Source organism: Marivibrio sp., assembly GCF_040218065.1.
Lineage (GTDB): Bacteria > Pseudomonadota > Alphaproteobacteria > UBA8366 > Aestuariispiraceae > Marivibrio.
Genome location: NZ_JAVJQE010000015.1, coordinates 290,425 through 307,803, shown reverse-complemented (window position 1 = coordinate 307,803; position 17,379 = coordinate 290,425). Strand labels below are relative to the sequence as shown.

The following is a 17,379-nucleotide window of genomic DNA, read 5'->3' as shown; positions in this document are numbered from 1 at the left end:
GGAAGGGACTTAATCACATGACGGCAGAGATCATCGACGGAAAGGCCTTCGCCGAGGGCCTGCGGGCGCGCGTGGGCGACGCGGTCGCGCAGTTGCAGGCGGATCATGGGATCACGCCCGGACTCGCCGTCGTGCTGGTTGGCGAGGATCCGGCGAGCCAGGTCTATGTGCGCAACAAGGCGAAGCAGACCGTCGAAGCGGGGATGGAGAGCTTCGAGTTCCGCTACGACGCCGCGACCGACGAGGAGACGCTGCTCGCCAAGGTGCGGGAGCTGAACGCCGACCCCAAGGTCAACGGCATCCTGGTGCAGCTGCCGCTGCCCGATCAGATCGACGCGGAGAAGGTGCTGGCGACGATCGACCCCGACAAGGACGTCGACGGCTTCCACGTGATCAATGTCGGGCGGCTCTCGACCGGCTCGGCGGACGCGCTCATCCCCTGCACGCCGCTCGGCTGTCTGCTGCTGCTGCAGGATCGGTTCGGCAAGGACGGGCTGTCGGGCAAGAAGGCGGTCGTGGTCGGCCGGTCCAACATCGTCGGCAAGCCGATGTTCAATCTGCTGCTGCAACAGAGCTGCACGGTCACCGTCGCCCACAGCCGAACCCAGGACCTGCCGGCCGTCTGCCGCGAGGCCGACATCCTGGTCGCCGCGGTCGGGCGCCCGCAGATGATCCAGGCCGACTGGATCAAGCCGGGCGCGACCGTGATCGACGTCGGCATCAACCGGGTTCCCAAGGACGACGGCAAGACCCGCCTGGTCGGGGACGTCGACACCGAGGCCGCGAAAGCGGTCGCCGGCGCGATCACGCCCGTGCCGGGCGGCGTCGGCCCGATGACGATCGCCTGCCTGCTGCGCAACACGGTCACGGCCTGCTGCCGTCAACACGGGGTCGCCGAGCCGGCGATGTGACGGACGCCGGTCGCCGCGTCCGAACGCGTCGGCTCCGACGCGTCGGCGAAGCCGGTCGCGGGCTCACCCGCCGACCGAGCCCTCCAGGCACCACAACAACACCCCCTTCTGGGCGTGCAGGCGGTTCTCCGCTTCGTCCCAGACGACGGATTGCGGGCCGTCGATGACGCCTTCGGTCACCTCCTCGCCGCGGTGGGCCGGCAGGCAGTGCATGAACAGCGCATCGTCCTTGGCGCGCGCCATCAGCCGCTCGTCCACCTGATAGGGCTGCAGCTGGTTGTGGCGCACCGGCGCGTCCGGATCGCCCATCGAAACCCAGACGTCGGTGACGACGCAATCCGCGCCCGCCGCCGCCTCGGCCGGGTCGTGCGTGATGCGTAGATCGCAGCCCTCCGAGATCGCCCAGTCGACGACGTCGCGCGGCGGCTCGAGCTCCGGCGGGCAAGCGATCTTGAGGGTGAAGCGGAAGCGCGCGGCCGCATGGATCCAGCTGGTCGCCATGTTGTTGCCGTCGCCCGACCAGGCGATCGTCTTGCCGGTAATGGGCCCGCGATGCTGTTCGTAGGTCATCACGTCGGCCATCAGCTGGCAGGGATGCGTGCGATCGGTCAGGCCGTTGATGACGGGGACGCGCGCGTGCTCGGCCAGCTCCAGAAGCTTCTCCTCCGCCGTCGTGCGGATCATGATGGCGTCGACATAGCGCGACAGGACGCGCGCGGTGTCGGCGATCGTCTCGCCGCGGCCGAGCTGCGTCTCCGCCGGCGTCAGCACCACGACGTCGCCGCCCAGCTGCTTCATGCCGACGTCGAAACTGACGCGGGTGCGGGTCGAGGGCTTTTCGAAGATGCAGGCGAGGATCTTGCCCGCCAACGGCTTCGCCCCGCCCGGCTTGACGTCGCGGGCGGCGTTGCCGCGATCCAGCATGTCGCGCAGGCTCGCTTCGTCGAACCGATCGAGATCCAGGAAGTGGTTAGGCCGCATTGCGCCCCTCCTCAATCTCCCGCGCGACCGTCTCGAGGATCGAGAGCGCTTCGTCGACGTGGGAGTCCTCGATGATCAGCGGCGGCAGCAGGCGTACGACGTTCTGGGCGGCGCCGACGGTCAGCAGGCCGTGATCGCGCAGCCGGGCGACCACGTCCGCATTCACGACGCCCGCCGCCTCGTTGCACACCAGGCCCAGCATCAGACCGGCCCCGCGCGTCGAGGAATAGACCTCCGGCCTGGCGGCGCACAAATCCTCGAGCTTCCGCCACAGCCGCCGGGCGACGCGGTCCACCTCGTCGAGGAAGCCCTCTTGGGTCAGGACGTCCATCACGGCGTCGCCCACCGCCATCGCCAGCGGATTGCCGCCGAAAGTGGTGCCGTGGGTGCCGGGCGAGAGGCCTTCGGCCGCCGCCTCCGTGGCCAGGATCGCGCCCATCGGGAAGCCGCCGCCGACGCCCTTGGCGGCCGCCAGCGCGTCCGGCGCGATGTCGGCCCATTGATGCGCCCACAACTTGCCCGTCCGGCCGGCGCCGCACTGCACTTCGTCGAGAAGCAGCAGCAGACCGTATTCGTCGCAGGCGGCGCGCAGCTCGCGCAGAAAGCGCAGATCGGCCGGGCGGATGCCGCCCTCGCCCTGGATCGGCTCGACCAGGATGGCGGCGGTCTCGTCCTGGATCGCGGCGCGCACGGCGTTCATGTCGCCGAAGGGCGCGCTGTCGAAGCCCTCCACCTTGGGGCCGAACCCGTCGAGATACTTCGGATTGTTGGCGGCCGAGATGGTCGTCATCGTGCGGCCGTGGAACGCGCCCTCGCAGGTGATGATGCGGTATTTCTGGGGATTTCCGCGCATGTGGTGATAGCGCCGGGCGAGCTTGATCATCCCTTCCAGCGCCTCCGCGCCGGAATTGCAGAAGAAGACCCGATCGGCGAAGGAGGTCTCGCAGTAGCGGGTCGCGAGCCGCTCCTGCTCCGGAATCCGATAGAGGTTGGCGACGTGCCAAAGCTTTTCGGCCTGGGCGGTCAGCGCCGCGACCAGATGCGGATGCGCGTGGCCGAGCGCGTTGACCGCGATGCCGGCGTAGAAGTCGAGATAGCGTCGCCCGTCGCGGTCCGTCAGATAGACGCCCTCGCCGCGCTCGAACTGGATCGGGCTGCGGGCGTAGGTGTTCATGACGTGGGCGGACTCGGACTTCGGATCGGGCGCACTCATCGTCGCGCACTCCTTCTCTTCTCGATTACGCGCGGATCCCCGGGCTTTCCTGGCGGATTTGCGGGAAAGGCGGACAGTGCCGCCGCGGCGCGGCCCCGTCAATTCGCAAGGGCGTGCGGGCGCGGCCGGTCGGCTAAAACATCGTCTCGATGACCCGGTCGGGGGGATTGTGGCCGTCCACGAAGGTCTTGATGTTGATGATGACCTTCTCGCCCATCGCGACGCGCCCTTCGATGGTGGCCGAGCCCATATGCGGGAGCAGCACCGCATTCTGGGCCTTCAGGAGCTTGGGATTGATCTTCGGCTCGTTCTCGAAGACGTCGAGGCCGACGCCGCCGATCTGGCCCTGGGTCAGCGCCTTGACCAGCGCCTCCTCGTCGATCACCTCGCCGCGGCTGGTGTTGACCACGTAGGCGTGCGGCTTCATCAGCGCGAGGCGGCGCGAATTCAGCAAATGATAGGTGGCCGGCGTGTGCGGGCAGTTGATCGACAGGATGTCCATATGCGCGATCATCTGGTCGAGCGAGGACCAGTAGGTGGCCTCCAGCTCCCCCTCGATCTCCGGCGCGGCCCGGTTGCGATTGTGATAGTGGATCGACAGGCCGAAGCCGCGCGCGCGGCGCGCCACCGCCGCGCCGATCCGGCCCATGCCGACGATGCCGAGCCGCTTGCCCCAGATGCGATGGCCCAGCATGCCGGTCGGGCTCCAGCCGGTCCATTCGTTCGCGCGCACCAGCCGCTCGCCCTCGACCAGCCGCCGGGGCACGGCCAGGATCAGGGCCATGGTCATGTCGGCGGTGTCTTCGGTCAGCACGTCGGGCGTGTTGGTGACCAGGATTCCGCGCTTCTTGGCGCTGGGGAAGTCGATATGGTCGACGCCCGTGCCGAAACTGGCGATCAGCTTCAAGCGATCGCCGGCGGCCTCGATCACGTCGCGATCGATCCGGTCGGTGACGGTCGGGACCAGCACCTCCGCCTCGCGCGCCGCCTCGATCAACGCCGGCTTGTCCATCGCGCGGTCGTCGAGATTGAGATTGCAGTCGAACAGCTCCATCATCCGCGTCTCGATGATGTCGGGCAGCTTCCGCGTCACGACGACCTTGGGTTTCTTGTAGCTCATCGCCCCCTCGAACACTCGCGCGGCGCGCCCGCGCCCCACCGGCTGTGCGGCTTGTGGAACGCCGCGACTCGCGGCAGTTTGCACCCGATCGCCCCGGTCGCGTCAATCGACCTGTCGCCAAGCGCGCGACAGGCCTGCGGCGGCGACCGGGTCCTTATAGAAGCTCGACCCCCGGCGGGCCAGCGCGAACCCGCGCGCCGCCGGCGCCGACGCAAGACGGGTCAGACGCGATGCGCACTCCCGACTCGATCGATCGACGCCGTCCGATCGCGCCCCCCGCCCGGCTTTCCAGCCTGACGGGCGCCGCCGCGCGGCGGCGGGTGAAGGCGGCGCTGGCCGCGGCGGTCTTCCTGGCGGGCGGCGCGCTGGGCGCGGCGGCGTTGCCGGCGCTGGTCTCCCCCCGTGCGGCCGTCGCCCAAGCCGACGGGGAGACGGGCCGGCCGATCCCGCGCATGGTCTCGCTCGCCGCCGACGAGGTGAATGTGCGCACCGGGCCGGGCATTCGCTTCCCGGTGAAGTGGGTCTTCCAACGCGAGGACATGCCGGTCGAGGTCCTGGCCGAATACGAAACCTGGCGCAAGATCCGCGACTGGGAAGGCGCGGAGGGATGGGTGCATCGCGCCATGCTGTCCGGCCGGGCGACCGTGCTGGTGATCCGCCCGGAAGTGACGCTCCGCCGCAGCCCGGAGGAGACCGCGCCCGCCGTGGCGCGGCTGGCCGAAGGCATGACCGCCCGGGTCGACGGCTGCGAGGGCGATTGGTGCCGGGTCGAGGTTCGGGGCTATGACGGCTGGCTGAAGCGCGACGGGATTTGGGGGCTGGAAGCCGGGTCCTGAGCCGTGTTCACTTTGTGAACGAAGGCGCGGGCCACGGCGCGACGCGCCGCGGCGCCGTCGAGTACCGTGGCGCCGCGCGGGCGCCCTTGATATGTCGGACAACTCCCTGACTTTCTTGAGAAAAAAACCAAAGACGAGCGATCAGTCTCGGATGCGCCGGCCTTGTTCATCAAATGAACGTCAAATTTTACGGGCATTTTAGCGGGCGCTGCGCGCCTCAGGCGTCCTCGGACAGCCAATCCTCGATCAGCCGCCGCGCGATGCTGTCGGGGCGCGGCAGTTTGAACGTCTCGTCTTCGGGGCTCGCCAGCAGCTCGTCCCGGCTCATCCAGCGCGCGCTCTCGATCTCGTCCTCGGCGATCGTCAGCGCGTCCTCCGTAGCCCGCGCGGTAAAGCCCAGCATGATGGAGGAGGGGAAGGGCCAGGGCTGGCTCGATCGATAGGCGACGTCCGCGACAGGCAGGCCGACTTCCTCCATGACCTCGCGCGCGACCGCGTCCTCCAGGCTTTCGCCCGGCTCGACGAAGCCGGCGAGCACCGAATGCAGACCCGGGGGCCAGACCGCCTGGCGGCCCATCACGACGCGATCGCCCCCGTCATGGACCAGCATGATGACCGCCGGATCGGTGCGCGGGAAATGCACCGCGCCGCAGGCCGCATGGTTCGTGCAGCGCCGCTCGTGCCCGCCCTTGGCGGCCTCCGCCGGCGCGCCGCAGGCCCCGCAGAAGCGGTGCCGACGGTCCCAATGCACCATGCCGCGGGCGTACGCCAGGACCGCGCCCGCCTCGTGGCTCAGCATCGGGCCCACTTTACGCAGATCCTCAAAGACGCCCTCCTCGGCCAGCGGCGGAGGCGCGCCCCCGCCGGACGGGCCGCGCCCCAGATCGATCGCGAAATGCGGCCGCCCGTCCGGGTCGAGGCCGAGGAAGACCACCGCCTCCGCCGCCTCCAGGAGGGACAGCGCGCCCGGGAGATGGCGGGCCTGCACGCCGTCGGCAGCGTAGGCCACCAGATTGGCCTGACCCCATATCGGCGTGAACAACGCTTGAGGATCGCTCATCAGCCGATGCACGGCGGCGGCGTCGTGGCGCACCAGATCCGCCCGGTCGAGCGGACCGGAGGCGTAGCGATTGGCCGGATGGGCGTGGTGCGGAACGGTCCGCCGCGGGAGCGTCGTCATGATGGCCGCAAACCTCGCACGCGCAGGCGGGGTCGGCAATGCGGGAGGCGAGACTCCCCTTCTGCAAGGGGGAGGAGGTTCGGACGGAGGACATTGCGAAACGGCGCGGAAAAGCGCATATTGACCTTGGATCGCCCCTTTGCCGAGGAGGGCCCTCCCTTTGGGGGACCGTTAGTCACTGAGGCAGAGCTACGGCGATCCGTTTTCTTTTTCGCCCGTAAGCCAATCTGGCGCGACCTCGCTCAGGTCCAAGGCCGTTGCGCCACCGCCGTAGCGCTTGTCGAGCACACGGAATAAACCCTCTAACGGCGCCGCCCCGAAGTCCGGCGTTCCGTTCAGCCTTCGAAAGGCCAAGTTCGCCGAAAGATCGGCCAATTGCACGCCCGGCGATGTTTCCGAGCGTCGAAAAGCGATGGGGATAGGCCGATTGCTGGCGCGCTCAAGGCGATCTTGCAGGCGACGTTGCACGCTTCTCTTGAAGCGGCCGTGGTCAATCGTGAGGCCTTGTATATCAACGCCCCCGAGAGACACCATGCGGCGAACTTGCTCAATCATTCGAGCATAGAGCTCTGGCTCTCCAAGCTCCTTCGCCGCCCATGCATGCCTTGGATCGCTCAATCGGACAAAGACCGTCGCGAATCGCGTTTCAATCGGAAGGTCGGACAACACTTCGTATTCGGCGATCCGAGCGAGGTCGGCGCCTTTGAGTTCCGTCAACGGTCTGCGTCCGCGTCCAATGCGCCTGCGATGCTTGGTCACCCGCTTAGCGAACGCGTCCGCGTCGCCGCAAACACCCGAGACCACAAATAGACGGTCTTTGCCCTCGAGACCTCCGCTCTCATCAATGAACAATTGCATTTGCGCGAATCCGTCCGGCGACATTCGATCATGCATAGAGATAACCGAGTCGGTCGCGCCCGTCACAAGAACAAATGCGAACGCCGCCTGTGGATAGAGAGGATATCGGGCTTGGCCGGAGCGAGCCGTGAAGAGGAATCGGGTTGCATCCCCCCGCCCTGATCCTGATATAAGGCGCTTGGAAGGCCGGAGCGCGGACGGGCGCCTCGCCAACCCGGTCAGGTCCGGAAGGAAGCAGCCGTAACGAGTTTCCGCTCGGGTCGCCGCTCCGGTCTTCCGCCTTCCCTCCGTCCCCCGATCGTCGCGCCGGCGCCGCCCCAACTATCTGTTGGGTTCGCCGGAGCGCGCCGTTATTGTCGGGGCATGCAACGGGCGAGCGGAAGAGTGAGCGGATGACCAGCGGCGCCAACGACCGCGACGAGGATTTCGAGGACGAGTCCGAGGAGGGCGCGCCCGAGCCGCCGCCGCCCGGCCCCAACCTGTTCGGCGAGGAGACGCCGCCGCCGGGATCTGAGCCTGAACCGGAGCCGGAGCCGCACGCCGCGCGCGAAAGCGACGCGGCCGCCGGAGGCGCCCCCGCGCCGCCCGCTTCGCCCGCGCCCGCCGAGAAAAAATCCGACGCCTACCGCGTCCTGGCGCGCAAATACCGCCCGACCAATTTCGACGAGTTGATCGGCCAGGAACCGCTGGTCCGCACGCTGACCAACGCGATCCAGGCGGGCCGCATCGCCCAGGCCTTCGTGCTGACCGGCGTGCGCGGCGTCGGCAAGACCACGACCGCGCGAATCATCGCCAAAGCGCTGAACTGCATCGGCCCCGACGGCGACGGCGGGCCGACGGTGAAGCCCTGCGGCGTGTGCGAGCATTGCACGGCGATCGCCTCCGACCGCCATGTCGACGTGATCGAGATGGACGCGGCCAGCCGCACCGGCGTCGGCGACATCCGCGATCTGATCGACGGCGTGCGCTACCGCCCGACCTCGGCGCGCTACAAGGTCTACATCCTGGACGAGGTGCACATGCTCTCGACCCAGGCCTTCAACGCGCTCCTCAAGACGCTGGAGGAGCCGCCGGAGCATGTGAAGTTCGTCTTCGCCACGACCGAGATCCGCAAGGTGCCGGTGACGGTGTTGAGCCGCTGCCAGCGCTTCGATCTGCGCCGGGTGCCGGTGGAGCAGCTGTCCGCCCATTTCCGCCGCGTGGCCGAGGCCGAAGGCATGGGCGTCGACGACGAGGCGCTGGCGATGATCGCGCGCGCCGCCGACGGCTCGGTGCGCGACGGGCTCTCGATCCTGGATCAGGCGATCGCGCTCTCGTCCGAGCGGGTGGCGGCCGAGCGGGTCCGCGACATGCTGGGCCTCGCCGACCGCGCGCGCATCTACGATCTGTTCGACGCGGCGATGAAGGGCGACGCGCCGGGGTCGCTGCAGATTCTGGAGGACCTCTACGATGTCGGCGGCGACCCGGCGGTGGTGATCCAGGACCTCCTCGACGTGACCCATTGGCTGACCCGCGCGAAGCTGGTCCCCGATCTGGCGGACCGGGCGACGACCCCGGAGCTTGAGCGCACTCGCGGGCGCGAGATGGCCGCGACGCTGGGCCTGCCGGCGCTGGCCCGGGCTTGGCAGATGCTGATGAAGGGCCTTTCAGAGGTGCGCGAGGCCCCGAGCCCGATCCAGGCGGCCGAAATGGTGCTGATCCGCCTGATCCACGCCGCCGACATGCCCCCGCCGGGCGAGTTGGCGAAGCGCTTGAAGGCGGCCGGCGAGGGGCCGGCCCCAGCACCCGGGGTTGGGTCGAGCCCGGCCTCCGCGCCCGGGACTCCCGCCTCTGGGCCTCCCGCCTCTGGGACGCCCGGCCCTGGGGCGTCCGCCTCTGGGGCGACGCCGGCGCCGACGGCGGGCCAGGTCTCAGACCCGGCGGCGCCCGATCGGGCCGCATCGCCTCAGGGCGCGCCTTCCGGCGAGTCGCCGCGCGCCGCTGCGCGCGGGGCGGACGCCGGGGTCCAGACGGCCGCGGCGGTTCGGCCGGCCTCGCCGGAACCCGAGGCGCAACCTGCGCCGGCGCCGGCCGGGCCGCTGGAGCCGCCGCCGGGCGACCTGCGCGCGCTGGCGGCGCTCGCCGACAAGCGCCGCGAGTTGCGCATGGCGAGCGCGCTGCGCCGGCACGTCCACCCGGTCGCCTTCGAGCGCGGCCGGATCGAGTTTCGCCTTTCCGAGGCCGCGCCGCGCGATCTGAAGGAACTGCCCGGCCGTCTGGCGCGGAAGCTTTCGGAATGGACGGGCGAGCGCTGGATGGTCAGCCTGTCCAACGCGCCGGGCGGCCCGACCCTGGTCGAGGAAGACGAGCGGGCCGAGCAGGCGCGGCTGCGCCGCGCCGAACAGGACCCGCTGGTCCAGGCCGTGCGCGCCGCCTTTCCCGGCGCGGAGATCGCCCGCATTCTGGCGGCCGAAGCGGAGCGCGCGGCGGGGGATGGTCAAGGCCTCGCCGCGCTCCCATCTCCAGACCCGGACGGAGGCGCTCCGGCCCCCGACGACGACGCGGCGTATGACGAGGACGCCCCTTTCGATCACGGGCCGCCCCCCTGGGAGGACGGCGACCCCGGTCCTGAGGATTTCTGATCCGCCGCCGCCCGACATGTGTCGGGCGCGGCCTGGCGAGAAGCGAGCGAGCCGACGATGAAGAATATGGCGAACATGATGAAGCAGGCGCAGGAGATGCAGGAAAACCTCCAGCGCATGCAGCAGGAAATGGAGCAGGTGGAGGTCATGGGGACGGCCGGCGGCGGCATGGTCTCCGCCACCGTCTCGGGCAAGGGCAAGCTGCGCCGGATCGAGGTCGACCCCTCGCTCGTTTCAGCCGACGAGAAAGAGGTGATGGAGGATTTGATCGTCGCCGCGATCAACGACGCCCAATCCAAGGCCGAAGCCCGTCTGCAGGAGGAGACCCAGAAGCTGATGGGCGGCCTGCAGCTGCCGCCCGGCATGAAGCTGCCTTTCTGACCCGCGAGACGGTCCGGCGCCGTCCCGACGAACCTCCGGCGAACGCATGCAGGAAATCGAGCGTCTGATCCAGTTGCTGGCCCGACTTCCGGGCCTCGGCCCCCGATCGGCCCGGCGCGCGGCGCTGGAGCTGGTCAAGAAGCGCGAAAGCCTGATGCGCCCGCTCGCGACCGCGCTGTCGGAGGCGGCCGACAAGGTGGCGCCGTGCTCGGTGTGCGGCAACCTGGACACGACTGATCCCTGCCGGATCTGCACCGACGAGACTCGCGACGCCCGGACGATCTGCGTGGTGGAGCAGGTCGGGGATCTCTGGGCTTTGGAGCGCGCGTCCGGCTTCACCGGCCGCTATCACGTTCTCGGCGGGACCCTTTCGGCGCTCGACGGAATCGGACCGGAGGATCTGACGATCGGCCAATTGCTGGCGCGCGTCGGCCCGGATCGGCCGACGGCGGAGATCATTCTGGCCACGAACTTGACCGTCGACGGCCAAACCACCGCCCACTACATCACCGAACGTCTGGAGGGCGCCGGGGTCAAGGTCACCCGCCTGGCTCACGGGGTGCCGGTGGGCGGCGAGTTGGATTACCTGGACGACGGCACGTTGAGCGCGGCGCTCAAGGCGCGTCAGGCGCTCTAGCGCGTGTGAGGAGAGTGCGATGACGACCCGTCTGAAACGGTTCGCGTTCCTCGGCCAGCTGGGCGCGCCCGGGCGCTACGACCCGGCGATCTTCGCCGACGAGCCGGGCGGCGACGACGAAACCGTCTGGTTCGAGGGGACCCTGGAGCGCGCCGGCGTGCGCGATCGGCTGGAGTATGACGGCCGACGCATCTGCCACGGCGCGCCGCTGCCGCCGCTCGACGGGTCGGAGGCGCCCGACGCCGTGGTGATCGGCGGCTCCTTCCATTCGGTGCATGACGATCTGGCCTGGCAGCGCGCGCTGATCGAGTGGCTTCGGGCCGCCCGCGCGCGCCCGGACGGCGGACCGCCGATCTTCGGGGTGTGCGGCGGCCATCAGATCATGGCGAAGGCGTTGGGGGCCCCGGTGGAGACCGTGGCCGCGGGAACCATGGCCGCAACCCTGCCCGTCGACCTGACCGAAGCGGGCCGCGCGCACTGGCTGTTCGAGGGGCTGGACGATCCGCCCGCCTTTCATTTCGGCAATGAGGAGCATGTCGCCCGTCCGCCGGACGGCGCGCAGGTGCTGGCGACGCGCGCCGAGCTGCCGGCCGCGGCGATCGACTACGGCGGCGGCTGGGTGTCGGTCCAGTTCCACCCGGAGGCGGAGGCGGACTCCTTCGCGCGCGGCTGGCGCGGCAGCCATCCCGAATTCATGCAGAACTACCGACCGGTCCCGCTGACGCCGCTGGTCTTCAAGAATTTCCTCTACGCGACGGCGGTGCTGTCATGAGCCGGCGCGCCGCCTTGGCCGTCGCCGCCGCGATGCTGGCGCCGCTGCCGGCGCTGGCGCAGACCGCGAGCGCCCCGCCGCCCAACGCCCATGTCGCGACGCTGTACCGCGGCGGGCCGGCGGAGTTGCGCGAGACGCGGCCCGTCGCGCTCGACGGTCCGGCGGACGTGCTGATCGCGCGCGATCTGCCCGACGGCGCGCTCGGCGACAGCCTCGCCGCGCGCTTCCTGCCGGCGGCGGGCGGCGCGGCGGTCGTCCCCGACACCCTCGCCCTGCAAGAGGCGGAGGCGGAGCCGGCCGCGCTGCTGGCGCGCATGGTGGGGCGCGAGATCACCTGGCTGACGCGCAACCCCGCCACCGGCGCCGAGGAGGAGATCACCGGCCTGCTGCGCAGCGCCGGGCGCGGCTGGCCCGTGATCGAACGCGCCGACGGCGCCCTGGAGGTGCTGCCGCCCGGCCGATTGCTGCTGCGCCGCCCACCCGCCGATCTGGCGCTTCAGCGCAGCGTCGCGGTCCGGTTCGTCGCGCCGGTGACGACGGGAACCCTGCAATTGCGCTACGAGACGCCGAGCCTCGGCTGGGACGCGCGCTATGACGGGGTGTTGCGCGAAGACGGCGCGCAGCTCCGCCTCTCGGCCGATTATCTGATCCGCAACGACGGCGCCGAGGACGTCCTGAACGCAGCGGTGACGCTGGTCGCCGGCGACGTCCCGCGCGCGGGCGGCGGCGGGCCGGGCCCGCAGGCGGACGCCGCGATGCAGGCCCGCGCGATGAGCGCCGAATCCGCCGGTCCGCCCCAGGCCCAGGCCGTCGGCGACCGCCAGTTGTACCGACTGGCCGCCCCGATCGATCTGCCCGGCCGATCCACCGTGCGCCGGGTGCTGATGGGCGAGACCGCGGTCCCGGTGACGCGTCGCTACGTGCTGGAAGGCCGCGGCGAGGCCTGGCCCGGCCGTGTCGAGAGCGGGGAGGAGCTGCTGCGCCCGCACGTGCGGCTCACGCTGGCCAACGCCGCCGACGGGCCGCTGGCCCGGCCGCTGCCGGCGGGCACGATCACGGTGCGCGCGCCGGACGCCTCGACCGCCTCGGCCGATCGCCCGGGGGCCGGCCTCTCCACCCGGCTGCTGGCCGAGGCGCGGCTGCCCGACCTGCCGGTCGGCGCCGCGGCGACCCTCGATCTCGGCGCCGCCTTCGATGTGACCGCCCGGCGCACGATGACGGCCTTCGAGTGGCGGGGTCCTGACGAACAGCGCCGAAACGGCCCGCGCCCCTACGAGGCCGAGCACGAAATCATCCTGAAAAACGCCAAGGATGCGGCCGTGACGGTCGACGTCGTGGAGCGCTTCAACGCGCCCTGGACGATCCTGCAGACCAGCCATCCGGCGCAGACCGCCGACGCCGGCGCCGCGCGCTTCGCGGTCGAGATTCCCGCCCGAGCCGAGACCGCGCTGACCTATCGCGTGCGGGTCGGCGGCGAAGACTAGCCCCAAGCGTTTGACGAGAGGATTGCCGCCGATGCGCGACGCCTTCGCGAAGATTCCGACCCCGGCGCTGTTCATCGGGCTGGCCGGCCTCATTCCCTTCGTCGTCGGCGCGGCGGGCGCCTGGTTGGCGGAGCCCGCGGCGGCGGCGCTGGCGCTCAACGCGATGCTGGGCTACGGCGCGGTGATCCTGAGCTTCCTCGGCGGCGTGCATTGGGGGCGCGCGCTGGCCCCGGACCTTGCGATGCGGCCCAACTGGATGCAGCTGATCTGGTCGGTGACCCCGGCCCTGATCGGTTGGGGCGCGATGTTCACCGGCCAGATCTATTCGGTGCTGATCGTCTATCTGATCGCCTTCACGCTGGCCTTCATCGTCGACGCGAAGGCGGTGCGCGGCGGCCTGTTCCCCGCGTGGTACGGAACGCTGCGCAAGATCCTGACGACCGGCGTCATCCTGTCGCTGGCGGCGGCGCTTTACGCCGTCTTCGACGCCAGCCGCTTCGCCGGCGGCTGAGCCGATGGCCGCGCGCGGGACGCCCGTCTGGCTGGAAGTCGCGCTGAACGGCCCCTGGGGCCCGGCGAAGCAACCGCGCGCGCCCTATTCGATCGCGGACTGCGTCGCCGAGGGGATCGCCTGCGCGCGCGCCGGCGCGGCCGTGATCCACGTCCACGCCTTCGATCCCGACAGCGGCCGGCAGAGCGACGATTGGCGGACCTACGCCCGCATCATCGAGGGCGTTCGGGCCGAGGTCGACGCGATCGTCTACCCGACCTTGCCGTTCAACGGGGCGGAGGGACATGGCGGCGGCCTCAGCGTCCAGGCGCGCTACGCCCACACCGTGGAGTTGGCGCGGCGCGGCCTGATCGAATGGTCCGTGGTCGATCCGGGCACGGTCCATATCGCCGATCTGGCCGGCGTCGCGGCGGACCGGCCGGGTTTCACCTACTCCAATCCCGAAGACCACGCGCGCGAGGGGCTGCGGCTTGCGGCGGAGTACGGCTTCCATCCGGGCTACGCGATCTACGAGCCGGGGTTCCTGCGCTTCGGCGCGGCGCTGGCCGCGCGCTATGCGGACGCGCCGCAGGCGGTCTATCGGTTGATGTTCTCCGATCGGTTCAGCTTCGGCTATCCGCCGCGCTCCTATGCGCTCGACGCCTACCGCGCGCTGTTGGCGGACTGCGCGCCCGGCGCGCCCTGGATGATCGCGGGCCTGCAGGTCGATCTGCGCGCGCTGATTCCAGAGGCCGTCGCAGCCGGCGGGCATGTGCGCGTCGGGCTGGAGGACGCGCCGCTCGGCCTCGATATCCGCAATCCCGCGCTGGCGGAGGAGGCGGCCGGCCTGATCCAGGCGGCGGGCGGGCGCCCGGCCTCGGCCGCGGAGATCCGCGCGGCGCTTGAAACGCCGCCCCGTTCGCCCATCTAAAAGCCGCCTCGACGGCGAGGCTGTCGGTCGCGATCGGCGCGGTCGGCTTTCTGTTCAAGGTGGAGCGACGTCGATGAATTGGGTGCGCACCAGCCTACTGATGGCCGGCCTGACGGCCTTGTTCGTCGGCTGCGGCTATCTGGTCGGCGGCGAGGGCGGGATGCTGATCGCCCTGGCGCTGGCCGGCTTCGGCAACGTCTTCGCCTATTGGAACGCAGACAAGATCGTGCTGCGCATGTACGGCGCGCGCGAGGTCGACCGCACCAGCGCGCCCGATCTTGTGCGCCTGGTGGAGCAGCTGGCCCAGCGCGCCGAGCTGCCCATGCCCAAAGTCTACATCATCGAGCAGGACCAGCCGAACGCCTTCGCCACCGGCCGCAATCCGGACAACGCCGCCGTCGCCGCCACCACCGGCCTTTTGCGCATGCTGAGCCATGAGGAGATCGCGGGCGTCATGGCGCACGAGCTGGCCCATGTGAAGAACCGCGACACGCTGATCATGACGATCACCGCGACGCTGGCCGGCGCGATCTCGGCGCTCGCCAACATCGCGATGTTCGCGCAGCTCTTCGGCGGCAATCGCAACAGCCCGCTCGGCTTCGTGGGCGTGATCCTGGTGATGATCCTGGGGCCGATCGCCGCCATGCTGGTGCAGATGGCGATCAGCCGCACGCGCGAATACGGGGCCGACAAGATGGGGGCTGAGATCTGCGGCCAGCCGCTGTGGCTCGCCTCGGCGCTGGAGAAGATGCAGAACGCCGCCGCGCGCACCGACATGGACACGGCCGAGAAGAACCCCGCGACCGCCCAGATGTTCATCGTCAACCCGCTGCACGCCAACGCGATCGACGGCCTGTTCTCGACCCACCCCAAGACCGAAGAGCGCATCCGCCGGCTGCGCGCGCTCGCCGGCGAAGCGCGCCCCTGGGGCTGAGGGGGGGGCTGAGGGGGGCTGAGGGGGGCTGAGCGGCCTGGCTCCCGCCTGCGAAGCTACCCGTCGTAGCCCAGCCGCGCGCGCCACGGCTGCAACAGCGGCGCGGTCTCGGCGAGCGCGTCCTCGTAGCGCCGCCAGCGGGCGACGGCCCGCTCGGTCACGGGGCCGGCGATCTGGTGGTAGCTCGGCGTGCGCACGCGCCGCGCGCGCGCGCCGGCGCGAGTCTCGTCCGCGGCCAGCGCCTCCTCGTACGGGATCTCCAGGAAGCCGCACAACGCCTGCAGCTCGCGCTCGTAATCGCCCGCCAGTCGCTCATAGAACAGGGTCAGACGCCGCTCGTCCGGCAGATGGCGGGCGAGCGCCTCCAGGCAGGTCAGCGTCGCGTCGTAGAGCCGGGCCGCCCCGTTGAGCGTGCGGAAGCCGTGCAGCAGATCGGAGCCGCGGAAATTCTGCAGATAGGCGCTCAACACCACGTCAAACGGGTCGCGGTGCATCAGGATCAGCTTCGAGTCGGGCGCGGCGCGGAACAGCTTCGGAGCGTCCAACGCCGCCATCGGCGCCTTGATCAAGACAAGCTTTCCGTCGAGCGCTCGGGCGTCTGCGAGGCCGGCCGCCGCCGCCAGCGCGTCGAACAACGCGGCGCGCAGGCGCGCAGGCGGCTCGTCGAGCGACAACCGCGCCAGGCCCAGCGCCGGTTCGTCCAGCGCGATCAGACGGCTCGACGCCTCCAGACTGCGCACCAGCAAGGTCGAGCCCACGCGCGCCGCGCCGGTAAGGAACACGAGCCGCGGCGCCGGTCCCCCGTCCATGAGGTCCTCCGCAAGCCCGTCCTCGAGCCCGTCCTCGAGCCCGTCCTCTGGCGCGGCCAGCGGCGCCGCCTCTTGCAGTCGGCGCGTCGTCTCGGCCAGCCGGGCCAAGTGCCGCTCGGCGTCGACGCCGGCCGCCGCTTCCCGGGCGGCCATCAATTCATTGCCCGCCCGCGCGTGCGCCAGCGTCTCCTCGGTCCGTCCCAGCAGGTCGGCGGCGCGGGCGATCTCGAAATGGATTTCCGCGGCCAACAGAGCGCGGCCGGCGGCGTGGCGCCCGGGCTCGGCGCCCGCCAAGGCCTCCAACGCCGCCGCCGCATCACCGGCCCGGCGCGCCAGGCGCGCCCGGATCACCAGGGCCCAGTCGCGGGTCTCGGCGTCGTCGCCCGCGCCGGCCAGCGCGGCCTCGGCCCAGACTTCGGCGTCCGACAGTCGCCCGCATCGTTCGGCGATGGAGGCGGCCTGCCCCAGGACGGCCGGCGAGGCCTGAGCGCCCTCGAGCAACGGGCTGAGAACGTCGAGCGCCTGCGCCGACAGCGCGGCGTCGTCCAGAGCGGCGGCCATCAGGCTGCGGGTGACCTCGGCCGGGCCGGGCTCGCGGGCCAACAGGGGCGCCAGCGCTTCCGCCGCCTCCTCGGGCCGGCCCGCCGCCTTGACCGCGCGGGCCCAATTGCGCAGCGCCGTCGGGTCGTCCGGCGCGCGGCGCCGCGCCTCGGCGAAGGCGGCCTCCGCCTCCAGCGGCCGGCCCGCCGCCAAATGCGCGAGGCCCGAGGCGTTCGCGGTCTCCGGCGCGTCGGGGTTCAGGCGCCGACAGGCCTCGGCGTGCGTCTCGGCAAGCGCGACGTCGCCCGTCTCGGCCGCCAGCAGCACCAGATTGTAACGCACCGCCCAATCGTCAGGGGCCCGGGCGAGCGCCCGCAGCAAGGCGCGCCGCGCCGGCCCGAGCCGGCCCAGCCCCAAGAGGGCGGCGCCCTAATCCGCCAACGCCGCGCCCTGCACCGGCCCGACGGGCTTGGCGGCGCGCTCGAACGCCGCCGCGGCCTCCGACAACCGGCCCAGGGCGCGGAGCACCCGCCCGTAATAAAGCGCGGGCCCCGGGGCGGCGGGCGCGCGGGCGACCGCCTGACGGAGCAGCCGCTCCGCGTCCGTGAAGGCGCCCTTCTGCGCGCAGCGCAGCGCCTCGTCGCACAGGGCTTGCAGGCTCAGCTCAGTCATGGGCGCGCC

At 71.0% G+C, this 17,379-nt stretch carries 17 protein-coding genes and 1 other RNA gene; 11 read left to right on the top strand and 7 right to left on the bottom strand.

Annotated elements, in window-relative coordinates:
• Positions 1 to 17 precede the first annotated feature (17 nt).
• Complete coding sequence (gene folD / locus RIB45_RS17290) at positions 18 to 911, top strand: bifunctional methylenetetrahydrofolate dehydrogenase/methenyltetrahydrofolate cyclohydrolase FolD (protein WP_350051799.1); 894 nt, start codon at positions 18 to 20, stop codon at positions 909 to 911.
• 63 nt (positions 912 to 974) lie between these two features.
• Here the strand turns inward: folD and argF are convergent, their stop codons facing one another.
• From argF to RIB45_RS17275, 3 genes are all read right to left on the bottom strand, one after another.
• Positions 975 to 1,892 carry an ornithine carbamoyltransferase gene (gene argF, locus RIB45_RS17285; protein ID WP_350051798.1) on the bottom strand — a complete coding sequence of 306 codons (918 nt, stop codon included), beginning with the start codon at positions 1,890 to 1,892 and terminating at the stop codon, positions 975 to 977.
• Positions 1,882 to 3,105, bottom strand: a complete 1,224-nt coding sequence (locus tag RIB45_RS17280; RefSeq protein ID WP_350051797.1) for an aspartate aminotransferase family protein — start codon at positions 3,103 to 3,105, stop codon at positions 1,882 to 1,884. Before RIB45_RS17280 ends, argF begins: the two co-directional genes overlap by 11 nt.
• A 133-nt stretch (positions 3,106 to 3,238) precedes the next feature.
• A complete protein-coding gene (locus RIB45_RS17275; RefSeq protein ID WP_350051796.1) occupies positions 3,239 to 4,225 on the bottom strand; it encodes a 2-hydroxyacid dehydrogenase in 987 nt (328 codons plus the stop codon).
• Between the two features lie 230 nt (positions 4,226 to 4,455).
• Between RIB45_RS17275 and RIB45_RS17270 the strand changes: the two genes are divergently transcribed.
• Positions 4,456 to 5,061: an SH3 domain-containing protein gene (locus RIB45_RS17270; protein ID WP_350051795.1), complete on the top strand. Its 606-nt coding sequence runs from the start codon at positions 4,456 to 4,458 to the stop codon at positions 5,059 to 5,061.
• 217 nt (positions 5,062 to 5,278) lie between these two features.
• Here the strand turns inward: RIB45_RS17270 and nudC are convergent, their stop codons facing one another.
• Both nudC and RIB45_RS17260 read right to left on the bottom strand, forming a co-directional pair.
• Entirely contained in the window at positions 5,279 to 6,241 is a 963-nt protein-coding gene (nudC, locus tag RIB45_RS17265; protein ID WP_350051794.1) for an NAD(+) diphosphatase, read from the bottom strand.
• Positions 6,242 to 6,430: 189 nt separating this feature from the next.
• Positions 6,431 to 7,099 (bottom strand): DUF3800 domain-containing protein, encoded by a 669-nt coding sequence (locus RIB45_RS17260; protein ID WP_350051793.1) that lies wholly within the window; start codon positions 7,097 to 7,099, stop codon positions 6,431 to 6,433.
• A 183-nt stretch (positions 7,100 to 7,282) separates the two neighbouring features.
• Here RIB45_RS17260 and ffs point away from each other — a divergent pair.
• From ffs to htpX, 9 genes are all read left to right on the top strand, one after another.
• Positions 7,283 to 7,377: signal recognition particle sRNA small type (gene ffs, locus RIB45_RS17255), an RNA gene on the top strand.
• Between the two features lie 114 nt (positions 7,378 to 7,491).
• Positions 7,492 to 9,720, top strand: coding sequence for a DNA polymerase III subunit gamma/tau (locus RIB45_RS17250; protein ID WP_350051792.1), 2,229 nt, complete (start codon positions 7,492 to 7,494; stop codon positions 9,718 to 9,720).
• A gap of 57 nt (positions 9,721 to 9,777) precedes the next feature.
• Positions 9,778 to 10,101, top strand: a complete 324-nt coding sequence (locus RIB45_RS17245; RefSeq protein WP_350051791.1) for a YbaB/EbfC family nucleoid-associated protein — start codon at positions 9,778 to 9,780, stop codon at positions 10,099 to 10,101.
• Positions 10,102 to 10,147: 46 nt separating this feature from the next.
• A complete protein-coding gene (gene recR / locus RIB45_RS17240; protein WP_350051789.1) occupies positions 10,148 to 10,738 on the top strand; it encodes a recombination mediator RecR in 591 nt (196 codons plus the stop codon).
• Positions 10,739 to 10,757: 19 nt separating this feature from the next.
• Positions 10,758 to 11,510, top strand: coding sequence for a type 1 glutamine amidotransferase (locus tag RIB45_RS17235; RefSeq protein ID WP_350051788.1), 753 nt, complete (start codon positions 10,758 to 10,760; stop codon positions 11,508 to 11,510).
• On the top strand, positions 11,507 to 12,994 hold the full coding sequence (locus RIB45_RS17230) for a DUF4139 domain-containing protein (protein ID WP_350051787.1): 1,488 nt from the start codon (positions 11,507 to 11,509) through the stop codon (positions 12,992 to 12,994). Before RIB45_RS17235 ends, RIB45_RS17230 begins: the two co-directional genes overlap by 4 nt.
• Before the next feature lie 31 nt (positions 12,995 to 13,025).
• Positions 13,026 to 13,505, top strand: a complete 480-nt coding sequence (locus RIB45_RS17225) for a DUF3429 domain-containing protein (RefSeq protein WP_350051786.1) — start codon at positions 13,026 to 13,028, stop codon at positions 13,503 to 13,505.
• A 4-nt stretch (positions 13,506 to 13,509) separates the two neighbouring features.
• Positions 13,510 to 14,415, top strand: a complete 906-nt coding sequence (locus RIB45_RS17220) for a beta-keto acid cleavage family enzyme (protein WP_350051785.1) — start codon at positions 13,510 to 13,512, stop codon at positions 14,413 to 14,415.
• 73 nt (positions 14,416 to 14,488) lie between these two features.
• Positions 14,489 to 15,349 (top strand): zinc metalloprotease HtpX, encoded by an 861-nt coding sequence (gene htpX, locus RIB45_RS17215; protein WP_350051784.1) that lies wholly within the window; start codon positions 14,489 to 14,491, stop codon positions 15,347 to 15,349.
• Positions 15,350 to 15,405: 56 nt separating this feature from the next.
• On the opposite strand, the gene RIB45_RS17210 is transcribed toward htpX, so the two are convergent.
• Positions 15,406 to 17,115 carry a sulfotransferase gene (locus tag RIB45_RS17210; protein ID WP_350051783.1) on the bottom strand — a complete coding sequence of 570 codons (1,710 nt, stop codon included), beginning with the start codon at positions 17,113 to 17,115 and terminating at the stop codon, positions 15,406 to 15,408.
• A 12-nt stretch (positions 17,116 to 17,127) separates the two neighbouring features.
• Entirely contained in the window at positions 17,128 to 17,370 is a 243-nt protein-coding gene (locus RIB45_RS17205) for a tetratricopeptide repeat protein (RefSeq protein WP_350051782.1), read from the bottom strand.
• Positions 17,371 to 17,379 lie beyond the last annotated feature (9 nt).